The sequence below is a fragment of the Bradyrhizobium sp. WSM1417 genome (genome assembly GCF_000515415.1).
Classification (GTDB): domain Bacteria; phylum Pseudomonadota; class Alphaproteobacteria; order Rhizobiales; family Xanthobacteraceae; genus Bradyrhizobium.
Genome location: NZ_KI911783.1, coordinates 7,232,816 through 7,244,972 on the forward strand (window position 1 = coordinate 7,232,816; position 12,157 = coordinate 7,244,972).

Consider the following 12,157-nt stretch of genomic DNA (forward strand, 5'->3'; position numbering starts at 1 on the left):
ATACACCGGAACTAGCGCATGCCCTTCGAGACCGTCTGGGCCATTTCATCCGAAGCCTGGATGACCTTGGCATTCATTTCGTAGGCGCGCTGGGCAGAGATCAACTCAGTGATCTCCTTGACCGGATCGACGTTCGAGGCTTCGAGATATTGCTGGTTGATCTTGCCGTAGCCGGAATCGCCGGGCAGCCCGACCACCGGCGTGCCGGACGCCGTGGTCTCGCGATAGAGATTGCTGCCCAGCGGTTCGAGGCCAGCCTCGTTGGCGAAATTGGCGAGATTGAGCTGGCCGATCTGCCTCGGGTTCACTTCCGTATCCAGCTTGGCAAACACCTGTCCGGTCTGGTTGACCGTGACCTGGACCGTTCCCTGCGGCACCGTGATTGCGGGATCCAGCAGATAGCCGTCGGTCGTGACGAGCTGGCTGTTGGCATTGGTGTTGAACGAGCCGGCGCGGGTATACTGCACCTCGTTGTTCGGGCCGAGCACCTGAAACCAGCCGCGGCCGTTGATCGCCATGTCGTAGGGATTGCCGGTCTGCGTGAGCGCGCCCTGGATGTGCAGCTTGCGGATCGCCGCCGACTTGACGCCGAGGCCGAGATTGGCGCCTTCCGGAATCGGAGAGGAGCCGCTGGTGTTGGCAACGCCCTGCATGCGGTCCATCTGGTAGAACAGATCGGTGAACTCAGCACGCGCCCGCTTGTACGAGGTCGAGTTGATGTTGGCGATGTTGTTCGCGATGACTTCGATGTTGGTCTGTTGGGCGTTCATGCCCGTGGCCGCGATGGCAAGCGATTTCACAGCGTCACTCCTTGATCAGATCGACATCCGAACGACTTCTTGGTAGGCTTGCACGACCTTGTCGCGAACTGCGACCGCCGTCTGCAAGGCCTGCTCGGCCGACATCAGCGCCTCCACGACGCGCCGCGTCGATTCCTTGCCCTGCATTGCCGAGATCGAAGCCGCCTCGCCCGCCTTCAGCGTCCCTATCGCGTCCGTCGTCACCTGCTTCATGACGGATTCGAATCCGACGTCGCCGCCGGATTGGATCGCGGGCGTCGCCGTCGACGAGACCGCCTGCGCCTCGGTCGCGCGGCTCGCCGCCTGCGCATTTGAGATCGCCGTTGATGAAATTGCCTCAAGCATTGTCAGCTCCTCAGCAGGTCGATGGTCATGCCCAGCATCGACCTCACCTGTTTCACGACCTGCAGATTGGCTTCATAGGAGCGGTTGACTTCCCGCATGTCCGCCATCTCGATCATCATGTTGACGTTCGGCAGCTTGACATAGCCGGCCTTGTCGGCGGCGGGATGCCCCGGCTCGTACTCCACGCGGTACGGCGTGGTGTCGACCCCGATTTCCTTGACCTTCGCCAGCTGCGCGCCCGAGGCGCGGTCCATCGCGGCATCGAAGGTGATCGTCTTGCGTTGATACGGATCGGCGCCGGCGACGCGCCCCGTCGACGTCGCGTTGGCGAGGTTCTCCGAGACGATGCGCATGCGCGTCGACTGTGCTTCGAGCCCGGAGCTCGCGACCGTCAACGAGGATTGCAGTGAGTCCAGCATGTCAGTTCACCTCAGGTCTTCGCGCTCGACAGCAGCATGCGGTGAAACGACCGCACGACCGCCGAGTTCATCGAGTAGTCGCGACTGACGTCGCTGCCCTTGATCATTTCCTGCTCGAGACTGACGGAGTTGCCGGAGTGAACCACGTCCCAGCTGTCCTTCTTCGCGGTTGCCCGCGTGTCGCTCTCGGCAGCGGAGAGTTGCATGTGCGACGGCGACGTGGTCGCCAGTCTCACCGGCGTGCTGTCGAGCACCTTGTTGAAGGGCTCGACGTCGCGCGCCTTGAATCCCGGCGTGTTGGCGTTGGCGACGTTGGTGGCAATCGTCGATTGGCGGAGCTCGAGGTATCGCGCCTGCGACGATGCGAGTTCGAAGAGATAGAGCGGTCCCACGGCAGCACCATTCTGGTTCAGACGGTGTAACCTTAGGGTCGCAAGCTTTCGTCAGGCTGATGGAAGGGACGCCGTCCTCGGAATTCTACTGGACCTTCTCGGACCGCGGCGTCTGCTTGGACTGCAGGAAGTAGATGATCTCGGCGACCGGCCGGAAGAACTCCGCCGGAATCACCTGGTCGACCTGAACCGCCTCGTAGAGCGCGCGCGCCAGCGCCTTGTTCTCGATCACCGGAATCCGGTTCTGCTCGGCGACTTCGCGGATCTTCAGCGCAATCACGTCCATGCCCTTCGCCACGACGATCGGCGCCGGATTTTCCTCGCGATTGTAGCGCAGTGCGATCGCGAAGTGGGTCGGGTTCGCGATCACCAGCGTCGCCCGCGATGCGGAAGCGATCATGCGCTGGCGCGAGCGATCGCGCGCCAGCGAGCGCAGGCGCGCCTTGATCAACGGATCGCCTTCGGCCTGCTTGTGCTCGTCCTTGATCTCCTGCCGCGTCATGCGCAGCTCGCGCCGCCAGTGGAAGCGTGCCCAAGCCAGATCGACCGCGACCAGGACGATGGTCGCGATGCAGATCGCCGAGACGATTCGCATGGCGATGTTGAGAATCATCTCCGGCAGCGCGACCGGATCGGTGTACATCGCCTCGAACGCCTTCGCTTCCGACGAGCGCAGCACGAACGCGACGACGATAGTCACCGCGGCGAGCTTGAACAGCGACTTGGCGAACTCGACGAGGCCCTGCGATCCAAACAGCCGGCTCCAGCCGCCGAGCGGAGAGATTCGCGAAAGGTCCGGCGTGATGCGCTGGAGCACCAGGCTGGGAGCATTTTGCAACAGCGAGGCTGCGAGCCCGAACGCCGCCAGGGTGACGACCAGCGGCGTCAGGAACCGCAGTGCCTGAAGCCCGACCACAATGAGGAGATTCTGGGCATCGGCCCCGGTGCTGAGAGGAAAGCCGTCGGGATCATCGAGAAAGCCCGTCAGCATCGGCGTCAATTGCTGCACGCCCTGACCGATCAGGAACGCCTGGATCACCATCAGCGCGGCCATCGAGGCGAAGATGGAAGCCTCCCGAGAGACCGGGATTTTGCCCTGTTCGAGCGCATCGCGGACTTTTTTCTCGGTCGGCTCTTCTGTCTTGCTCTCCTGATCGGTTGTTTCTGCCATGCCGGTTCAGCGGTCAGCGGAAGACCAGCTCATCCTCCTGCTCGGGGTTGAGCTCGATTTCGCCCTTTTCCGCAAGGTCGAGCGCGAGGTCGGTGATCACGCGCCGCGCCTCCAGCACGTCGCGCTGGTTCGACGGTTCGCCGATGGCGAGTTCGTGCTCGACGACCCGGCGGACGCGCGAGGCGACCGAGGACAGGATCATCTCGCGGAAGTGCTTGTCGGTGCCCTTCAGCGCGATGACGATGCGATCGGTCGGCACCTGGTCGAAGATCATGGTGCGCGCCTTCGGCGTCAGGTTGGTGACGTCGTCGAAGGTGAAGAGCAGCTCCTTCAGCACTTCGGCCGACTTCGGCCGCTTCTCCGACAGGCTCTTCAGCATGTCCTCGATGTGTCCACGCTCCATCTTGTTGATGATGTCGGCGACGCGGGCATAGGTGTCCGCGCCGAGGTTGCGGGCGAAGTTCAGCGTCAAATCCTCATGCAGCGTCTTCTCGAGGACCCTCAGGGCGTCGTCGACGATCGGCTTGAGGCTGAGCACGCGCCGCATCAGCTCGTTGCGCAGGCTCGACGGCAGCTGGCTCATGACCTTGGCGGCGCAGGACGGCTTGACCTTGGACAGGATGAGCGCCGCGGTCTGCGGATGCTCCTTGGACAGGTAGCTTGCCAGCGAGTTTTCCGACACCGACGAGACGCGGTCCCACACGGACCGGCTCGAATTGCCGAGCAGGTCCGACATGATGGCCGAGACCTGGTCGGCCGGAAGCACGTCGCCGAGCACGGCTTCCAGGCCGCCGAGGGTGCCGAGAATGTTGGCGCCCATCGAGAATTGCTGGGCGAATTCCTCGACGATCGCTTCCAGTTCCTGCGCCGTGATCGGCCGCAGCTCGGCCGCGGCCTTTGTAACAGTGCGGATATCCTGCGGCTCGAACTGCGCGAGCACGCTGGCGGCCGCCTGCCGGCCCATGGCGAGCAGGAGTGCCGCAACCTTCTCCGTTCCGCCCAGCGTGGCGACGCCTCGCTGCTTGATGGGAGCCATGCCGACCTGTGCCGCCATGGTCAGGTATCACCCTGCCCCAACGGCCCGACAATCTCGGTGAGCGAGACGCCGAAGCGGGAATTGTCTTCTTCGACCACGACCACCTCGCCGCGGGCGACGACGCGGCCGTTGACCACGACGTCGACGGGTTCGCCGACCCTGTGATCGAGCGGAACCACCGCGCCGCGGCCGAGCTTCATCAGATTTGCCACCGGAATGGTCGCCGATCCCAGCACCACCTGCATGGTCACGGGAATGCGCAGGATGGCATCGACATTGGCGAACTTGCCGGTCTCCTCCGCAGTGCGCGCGGCGATCTCCGCCAGCCGCTCTAGCGGAGATGTTTCGGTATGCCCCTCGTCGGCCGCCGATGCTGACTCATAGTCGAAGGATTGCGCCATCTGGTATCGCCTCTTGGTATTTCCGCTCCCGGAGCGCCGTGACGTTCCGATCGTATTTATTCCGCCGGCTTCGGCTTCAATGCTTGTTCACGTCGGCGCCGCCCGCGGTCGCCGCGGATGCGAGCCCGCTCCTGGCATCAAGCGCCGCGATCGCCTCGTGGGCCTGATCAATCTTCGTGCTCAGCACGTTGGCGAGCCGCCCGAGATTTGCGGTGGAATCATGCGCCGCGGTAATGACCGTGTCGAAGGCGCCCGCCGTCTCCTGGACGATGGTCGAGAACTCGCCCTGGTAGCTGCGCAACCGCGCCAGCTCGCGATGCATCCGGGTCACCCGCATGCTGGTGAAGGCGAGCGCGATCAGCAGCACGGCATCAACGAGATAGGATATCATCGACGAACTCCCGTTTCTGATCGACGGGATCTGCCACCTGCATGGCATAATAGCCATCAAGCTGGCCGATCTGACACCAGAACAGCACCTGGTTGTTGCTCTCGAGTCGAGCCAGCGTACGCGGCGTGGCTTCGAGCTCGAGCACCTGTCCGACCTGGAACTTCACGACGTCGCCGAGCGAAATCATCTTCTCGTCCAGCACGGCGCTCAGCGTCACCTCGGTGCGGTGAACCTCGGTCTCCATCTGCTCGCGCCAGCGCGGATCGGCCGCACGGCCGTCGCTGACGACGACGGTCGCGAGCTTCTGCCTGAGCGGGTTGAGCGCGGAGTGCGGAATGATGAGGAACATCTGGCCGCCGCGGTAGAGTGCCTGGAGCATGATGTTCGCGCAGATCGACATGTTGCCGCTCCGCCCGATCGCCAGCGACGCCATGGCGGTCTCGACCCGCTCCACACGGAAAGTGACGTTGGAGGTGCCGGCGAAGGCGGATTGCAGCGCCTTGGCGAACCGCTCGAACAGCGCCTGGACCAGGCGGATCTCGATGTTCGAGAAGCTGCGCTCCACGTCGAGCGGCGGCTCGGCACCATCGGAGCCGAACATCGCCTCGACCATGGTGAACACGAAGTCGCGGTCGAGCATGATGATGATGCGGGAGTCCCACTGCTCGGCATAGAGCACAGCCGCAACCGCGTTCGCCTCGTAGTCCTTGATGATGTCGCCGACACGGTCGTTGGTAATGCCGTTGACCGAGAAATAGCATGGCGTTCCAGCCATCGGCTGCAGGCTGTCCGTGCACGATGCCGCCATGCGATCGAAGATCACATTCAGCATCGGCATGCGCTCGATCGAGATGCCGGCGGCGTCCAGCAGATAGTTCGGCAGCGGCTTGCGCTGATCGACGTCGAGGGCTTCCATCATGATGCGCGCGCAGCTTTCGGTTCAACCTCGGTCACGACCGGCTTGGGTCCCGCGATCGTCTCGTTCTCGACGACGTCGATCGAGGGCCGCTCGGGGCTCGCGATCATCTTCCGGCCGTGCTCGACGGCGATCTGCGGCATGGCGCCGTTCATGAACGCCAGCAGCGTCTGCTTGACGATGATGTAGGGCCGGCAACGCTTCTCGCGCGTCATCTTCACCTTCATCGCGAAGGGCGAAATGATGCCGTAGGACAGGAAAATGCCGGCGAAGGTGCCGACGAGGGCGGCGCCGATGAAGCCGCCCAGCAGCTTCGGCGACTGGTCGAGCGCGCCCATGGCCTTGATGACGCCGAGCACCGCGGCGACAATGCCGAGCGCGGGCAGAGCTTCCGAGACCACCACCAGCGCGTGGTAAGGCGCCAGCTTGCTCTTCACGATGGTGTGGATCTCCTCGTCCATCAGCGCTTCGATCTCGTGCGTTCGCGCGTTACCCATGATGATGAGACGGACGTAGTCGCAGATGAACTGGAGCAGCGACGGATCTCCGAGCACGCTCGGGAACGCCTTGAAGATCTCGGACGACGCGGGATCGTCGATATGCGCCTCGACCTCGTTGCGGCCCTTGCCCCGCAGCTCCCGCATCAGCGCGTGCAGCGCGCCGAGCAGATCGAGATAGTAGCGTTGACCGGGCACCGCCCCCGTCACTGCCTGCACGCAGGCAAGCCCGGTATCCGCGACCGTCTTCCAGGGATTGGCCATAATGAAGGTGCCGGCCGCGGTGCCCATGATGATCACGAACTCCCAAGGCTGCATCAGCACGCCCAGATGCCCGCCCATGGCGGCAAATCCGCCCAGCAGTGCCGCTACCGTGATGACGATCCCCACGAAACTGCCCAACGCGCCGCTCCATCACCGATCCCATCGGGAATATCTAGTCGGCGAGCCTTGCGCGAGGCTGGCTTCCCCCTCGCCAGCCTCGCGCAAGCGATTCACGGCAGCTTGCGACGACGTCGCGAGAGCGGCCAGAGGGGCGCGTGTCATGCTATCCACCATCGCGGACTACACCAGACTGACCAAGGACATGGGCAAGTCGCTGACACAGGTCGCGACGCAGCCGGACGTCAGCCGCGACACCGATTACTTCCTCAGCCACATCGGCAACGTGAAGACCATCGACGACTTCCTGAAGGACTATCGCCTCTATTCCTACGCGATGAAGGCATATGGCCTCAGCGACATGGCCTACGCCAAGGCGTTCATGCGCAAGGTGCTGACCGAGGGTATCGCCGACAACAAGACCTTCGCCAATAAGCTGACCGACACCCGCTACCGGCAATTCGCCGCCGCGTTCAATTTCGCCGCCCTTGGCGACAAGGCGACCCAAACCGCCGCGGCCACGACCGGCACGGCGACCCAATACGTCACGCAGACGATGGAGGAGAGGCCGGCGACCAGAACGAGGGCCTGCGGCTGGCGCTCTATTTCACGCGCAAGGCCTCCACGATCACCAATTCCTACCAGATCCTCGCGGACAAGGCGATGACGCAAGTGCTCCAGACGGCGCTCGGTCTGCCGTCGACGATCAGCTCGGCTGATATCGATGCCCAGGCCAAGATGATCACGAGCAAGATCAAGCTCACCGATTTCCAGGACCCAGCCAAGGTCACCAAATTCGTGCAGCGCTTCGCGGCGATGTGGGATGCGACCCAGGCCCAGAGCGACAGCTCGACCAACCCGGCGCTGGTCCTGATCGGCGGCGCCGCAACTTCGATCAGCATGGACAGCAACGTGCTCACGACACTTCAGAACATCAAGTTCAACAGGTAAGTCATGCAATCGGCCCTCTATGTAGGATTGTCGGCGCAGGTCGCCCTCGAAAAGCGCCTCCAGACGATCGCCAACAACGTCGCCAACGTCAACACGGCGGCGTTCCGCACCGACGTGGTGAAGTTCGAGACCGTGCTGTCCAAGGCGGGCGCGAACCCGGTCGCCTTCTCCTCCCCCGGCGACAACATCATCTCGCGCGAGATGGGCAGCATCACCGAGAGCGGCAACCCGCTCGACGTCGCCGTGGTCGGACAGGGCTGGATCGCCTTCGCCGGTCCGAACGGCACGGTCTATACGCGCGACGGCCGTCTCCAGATCGCCGCCAACGGCGACCTTCAGACGGTGTCCGGCTTCCCCGTCATCGATTCCGGCGGCGCGCAGATCACGCTCGATCCGAACGGCGGACCGGTTTCGATCGCGCGCAGCGGCGCGATCACCCAGGACAACAACGAGATCGGCACGATCGGCCTGTTCAACATTCCCGCCGATGCCAATCTCGACCGCTACGGCAATTCGGGCGTCACGCCCAACCGGCCTGCGACCGCCATCGCCGACTTCTCCCGCGACGGCTTCAAGCAGGGCTATGTCGAGGGCTCGGGCGCCAATCCGATGATGGAATTGACGAAGCTGATCGCGGCCTCGCGCGCCTTCGACGGTGCCAATTCGATGATCGAGGGCACCGAGAGCTCGCTCCAGAACGCAATCCGCACGCTGGGCGAACCCGGCAAATAGACTGCGCCCCGCGCGCAATGAGGTTGGACGGTTTCCTTGAACGCTCTTCGGCAACTTGAGTGGGCGCTGCTGGAGCTTCAGCAGAGCACTCCCCTGGCAAGCGTCAGCGGCGCGATCTCCGAGATCGCGTCGACGCATTTCCGTGTCTCCGGCCTGTCGCGCTTCGTCAGGCTCGGCGAACTGATCGGCGTCAACTCCGGCGGCAAGCCCCAGATCGGCGAGGTGGTGCGGATCGACAGCGAGGGCATCATCGCCAAGCCGTTCGACCGGCAGTTCGCCGGCGGCCTCGGCTCGGTCGCCTACCGGATGCCGCCCCTGTCCTTCGCGCCAGATCCGAGCTGGAAGGGCCGCGTCATCAACGCGCTGGGGGCGCCGCTGGACGGACAGGGCCCTCTCACCCCCGGGTCGCGTCCGGTCTCAGCCGAGGCGGAGGCGCCTTCTGCCATGAAACGCGCGCGGGTCCACAAGCCGCTGCGTACCGGCGTACGCGTCATCGACCTGTTCGCCCCGATCTGTGCCGGCCAGCGCGTCGGCATCTTTGCCGGGTCTGGCGTCGGTAAATCGACGCTGCTTGCGATGCTCGCCCGCAGTCAAGGCTTTGACACCGTCGTGCTGGCCCTGGTCGGCGAGCGCGGCCGCGAGGTGCGCGAGTTCATCGAGGACGTGCTGGGCGCCGATCGTCACCGCGCCGTCACGATCGTGTCGACGGGAGACGAGAGCCCGATGATGCGGCGACTGGCGCCGAAGACGGCCATGGCGGTCGCCGAATATTTCCGCGACCGGGGCGAATCGGTCCTGCTCATGGTCGATTCGATCACCCGCTTCGCCCACGCCGCCCGCGAAGTCGCGCTCGCCGCCGGTGAACCCGCGGTCGCGCGCGGCTACGCACCCACCGTCTTCACCGATCTGCCGCGCCTTCTGGAGCGCGCCGGGCCCGGCGAGGAGGGGTCCGGGACGATCACCGGGATTTTCTCCGTGCTGGTGGACGGCGACGACCACAACGAGCCGATCGCCGATACCATCCGCAGCACACTCGATGGCCACATCGTGCTCTCCAGGCACATCGCCGACCAGGCGCGTTACCCGGCCGTGGACGTTCTGGGTTCGGTCTCGCGCCTCGCCCATAACGTCTGGGACCCTGAAGAGCGCGAATTGGTGAGCAAGCTGCGCGCCATGATCGCGAAATACGAGGACACGCGCGACCTTCGCCTGATGGGCGGATACCAGGCGGGACGTGATTCGGGTCTCGACCAGGCGGTCGACATGGTCCCGAGAATCTACGGCGCAATGCGGCAGGACGCCTCGGCTCCGCCAAGCGCCGATCCGTTCCGCGAGCTGCGGGACATGCTCAAGGGCGACTAGCAAGTCTCAGATTGAGTCGGCGCGCGAGACGCCCCGCGATCGCACCTTGCTCGTTGTTTTCGACAGGCGATGGCGCATGCCGCCACGCTCACAGCGCATGCGCCTGCGCCGCCATCTCCCGGTTTCCGCCGTGATCGCCTCCACCGTTCGGGTGAGGCAGCCGCGCCGAATGCGACTGGACGGCGATTCCTTGATCCGCCCTGGACAACCGCCGCGTGCAATTCCTGTGAGTTCCCTCGGACAATTCTTGGCAGAACGCACAAGTTGTGGATGACATGTCGAGGCACATCGTCGTCGTGCACAAGCTTCGATCAACTTGCATCAACCACAGCCAACAACAGGCCGTGCAATAAAACCGTCGCATAGTCGCGTGCATGTTGCTCGTGGGACAGGGTATTGCGTTCACCATCATGTGTCCCGAAGAGCGAGATTGTCTTGAACGTTACATTCGCCTGCGACGACATCCAGTCTCCGCGAGGGTCTCTACTTGATTTTGTTGAGAAGCTCATTCATCGTTTCGTCGAACATAAGAAACGTCTGCGTGTGACTTGAACCTTAGGGGCTTCGGTTGAACTACTCCGATCCATCGTCTGCTGGCGACGGCTACTCGGGCTCCCGTGCGACGACGCCGCGAATGGCATACCATCAGCAACACCGCTTCCCGCGCCATAGCTTGCAGTGCCCATCGGTCCAGGTCGGGCGCCGGGCTGTCCGTGCCTTCATGCGAGAGAAGAGCACGGTGCATGTGTCGAACATTGCCGGTAGTAAGGCTTCTCGCAAACGGCTCGTGCGCAACGACGGAAGGCGGCTCCGGGGCGCCGCAGACGTTATTCCCGGGGCAAGGTAGGAATTCATGCCATTGGCAAGAGAAGCCGTGGAGCTGCTGGTTCAGGCAGCGAGGGCTTGGTATTTCGAAGGCGATCAGCATGGGTTGCGCGATCGGGAATGGATGGCGCTGCGCTTTCTCGGCCGCGCCAACAGGTTTTCGCGCACGCCGTCCGCGCTCGCCGGCTTCATCGGCGCAACCAGGGCAACTGCATCGCAGATCGTGAAGACGCTGGAGAGCAAGAGCTTCCTGGTGCGAAAGCCGTCGCACGAAGACAAGCGTTCTGTCGTGCTGCACGTCACGGCGCAGGGCGAGAAGTGCCTGAGCCAGCACGATCCGATCAATCACGTGCTGAACGCGGTCACGGCGCTCGGACCCGATGAGTGCGTCAGGCTGCGCGATTCGCTGCGCGAGATCCTCAATCACCTCGACGCGGCACATCAGCGGCTCGATGCCAGCATCTGCCGGGACTGCATGTTTCTCGCCGAACGCGGGCCGGGTACCGGCAAGGGACGCGCAACGGCCGAATTCATGTGCCGGCTGTATCGCGCCCCGGTCTCGCTCGAGGAGACCGAACTGCTCTGCACCAGTTTCGAGCGCACCCGCGACCGTCCCAAGATCGAGGAACATCTCGATCGCGCGCGTGTGGCGAACCAGGGGTGAGGCACGCGTCATTTCCGTGCGCGGATGCTGCGCTGAACTTGCGGAAGATTGCGCAGCGTTGGCGAGAACGAAATGTGGTGCACACTCCGTCAAACCGTCATTGCGAGCGCAGCGAAGCAATCCAGTATCCCTCCGCGGCGGCAGACTGGATTGCTTCCGCCTTCGCTAAAGCTTCGGCGGACAAGTCGCTGCGCTCGCAATGACGGAGTATGAGGCGGCAGCGCCACTCTTCCAGCTCGCATTTTGAATTACAGACACGCGTTCGCATGCTCGCGGCGCATTCGCCCGAGTTTTGCTTGGTCACGTCACCCTCAAAGCCAAGAGGGCGCAGGGAAGGCCGGGTGCCGGCTGGCACCCGCGGTCCGCTGCGCGAAGATGTAGCGCAAGGAAACCGCACAGCAGCATACAGGTGTAGCCAATCACTCGGCCTTCCCTGCGCGATGGTTGGACGGCTTATGCCGTGCTCTCCCGGGAGCCGAGTTCCTGCTGGCCTCCCTCACCCCAGCGAAATTCACCGACACCGCGCCGGTTGACGCAGATGCCGCATCCGCAAGAGCTTGACCGTAGCAACGACGGCCAGGACCACACGGTTTTGCCGTACGCACGGCTCGCCATTTCGCCGCAGTTTTTCCAGCCCTGTCGACGGAGCCGGAAACTTACAGACGAGACGAAGCCTAGCAGCGCCGCTCGTCGGCACGAAGTTTTGGGCTCACGGAGAGCAATCCGCCCTGCCCGACTCCTCGCACCCGAACGCTGCCGCGTCCACCGCAAGCCCGGCTCGCGAACATGACGACCACAAGATCGCCCCTCAAGGATGAGCCGGGATGGCCGACACATACGCCATTTCCGAATTTCGGTAAAGCGGAATATTTTG

At 63.7% G+C, this 12,157-nt stretch carries 14 protein-coding genes and 1 pseudogene; 4 read left to right on the plus strand and 11 right to left on the minus strand.

Annotated features, from left to right (window positions below; translation table 11 throughout):
• Window positions 1-11: 11 nt before the first annotated feature.
• From flgG to motA, 10 genes are all read right to left on the minus strand, one after another.
• Window positions 12-800 carry a flagellar basal-body rod protein FlgG gene (gene flgG / locus BRA1417_RS0135360; protein WP_007595892.1) on the minus strand — a complete coding sequence of 263 codons (789 nt, stop codon included), beginning with the start codon at window positions 798-800 and terminating at the stop codon, window positions 12-14.
• 15 nt (window positions 801-815) lie between these two features.
• Complete coding sequence (locus BRA1417_RS0135365) at window positions 816-1,145, minus strand: flagellar hook-basal body complex protein FliE (RefSeq protein WP_027519861.1); 330 nt, start codon at window positions 1,143-1,145, stop codon at window positions 816-818.
• 2 nt (window positions 1,146-1,147) lie between these two features.
• Window positions 1,148-1,564, minus strand: coding sequence for a flagellar basal body rod protein FlgC (gene flgC / locus BRA1417_RS0135370; RefSeq protein ID WP_007613963.1), 417 nt, complete (start codon window positions 1,562-1,564; stop codon window positions 1,148-1,150).
• Between the two features lie 11 nt (window positions 1,565-1,575).
• Window positions 1,576-1,956, minus strand: coding sequence for a flagellar basal body rod protein FlgB (flgB, locus tag BRA1417_RS0135375; protein WP_027519862.1), 381 nt, complete (start codon window positions 1,954-1,956; stop codon window positions 1,576-1,578).
• An 85-nt stretch (window positions 1,957-2,041) separates the two neighbouring features.
• On the minus strand, window positions 2,042-3,127 hold the full coding sequence (gene flhB, locus BRA1417_RS0135380) for a flagellar biosynthesis protein FlhB (protein ID WP_027519863.1): 1,086 nt from the start codon (window positions 3,125-3,127) through the stop codon (window positions 2,042-2,044).
• 13 nt (window positions 3,128-3,140) lie between these two features.
• Entirely contained in the window at window positions 3,141-4,181 is a 1,041-nt protein-coding gene (locus BRA1417_RS0135385; protein ID WP_007595897.1) for a flagellar motor switch protein FliG, read from the minus strand.
• 2 nt (window positions 4,182-4,183) lie between these two features.
• Window positions 4,184-4,564 carry a flagellar motor switch protein FliN gene (gene fliN / locus BRA1417_RS0135390; RefSeq protein ID WP_027519864.1) on the minus strand — a complete coding sequence of 127 codons (381 nt, stop codon included), beginning with the start codon at window positions 4,562-4,564 and terminating at the stop codon, window positions 4,184-4,186.
• Window positions 4,565-4,640: 76 nt separating this feature from the next.
• Window positions 4,641-4,955 (minus strand): hypothetical protein, encoded by a 315-nt coding sequence (locus BRA1417_RS0135395; protein WP_018453958.1) that lies wholly within the window; start codon window positions 4,953-4,955, stop codon window positions 4,641-4,643.
• Window positions 4,936-5,874, minus strand: coding sequence for a flagellar motor switch protein FliM (locus BRA1417_RS0135400; protein WP_007613971.1), 939 nt, complete (start codon window positions 5,872-5,874; stop codon window positions 4,936-4,938). The genes BRA1417_RS0135395 and BRA1417_RS0135400 overlap by 20 nt, the downstream gene beginning before the upstream one ends.
• Window positions 5,871-6,770, minus strand: a complete 900-nt coding sequence (gene motA / locus BRA1417_RS0135405) for a flagellar motor stator protein MotA (protein WP_007595905.1) — start codon at window positions 6,768-6,770, stop codon at window positions 5,871-5,873. The genes BRA1417_RS0135400 and motA overlap by 4 nt, the downstream gene beginning before the upstream one ends.
• 142 nt (window positions 6,771-6,912) lie before the next feature.
• On the opposite strand from motA, the pseudogene BRA1417_RS41360 reads away from it, so the two are divergent.
• The 3 genes and pseudogenes from BRA1417_RS41360 to fliI all read left to right on the plus strand — a co-directional run bounded on the left by BRA1417_RS41360 (window position 6,913) and on the right by fliI (window position 9,794).
• Window positions 6,913-7,700: pseudogene (locus BRA1417_RS41360) on the plus strand (DUF1217 domain-containing protein).
• A 3-nt stretch (window positions 7,701-7,703) separates the two neighbouring features.
• Window positions 7,704-8,432, plus strand: a complete 729-nt coding sequence (gene flgF / locus BRA1417_RS0135415) for a flagellar basal-body rod protein FlgF (protein WP_027519866.1) — start codon at window positions 7,704-7,706, stop codon at window positions 8,430-8,432.
• A 36-nt stretch (window positions 8,433-8,468) separates the two neighbouring features.
• Complete coding sequence (gene fliI / locus BRA1417_RS0135420; RefSeq protein ID WP_018453953.1) at window positions 8,469-9,794, plus strand: flagellar protein export ATPase FliI; 1,326 nt, start codon at window positions 8,469-8,471, stop codon at window positions 9,792-9,794.
• 311 nt (window positions 9,795-10,105) lie between these two features.
• On the opposite strand, the gene BRA1417_RS44475 is transcribed toward fliI, so the two are convergent.
• Window positions 10,106-10,258: a hypothetical protein gene (locus tag BRA1417_RS44475; protein WP_156949058.1), complete on the minus strand. Its 153-nt coding sequence runs from the start codon at window positions 10,256-10,258 to the stop codon at window positions 10,106-10,108.
• A gap of 389 nt (window positions 10,259-10,647) precedes the next feature.
• Between BRA1417_RS44475 and BRA1417_RS0135425 the strand changes: the two genes are divergently transcribed.
• The gene (locus tag BRA1417_RS0135425) at window positions 10,648-11,283 is read left to right on the plus strand and encodes a MarR family winged helix-turn-helix transcriptional regulator (protein WP_027519867.1); all 636 of its coding nucleotides are present in this window, start codon (window positions 10,648-10,650) and stop codon (window positions 11,281-11,283) included.
• Window positions 11,284-12,157: the final 874 nt, after the last annotated feature.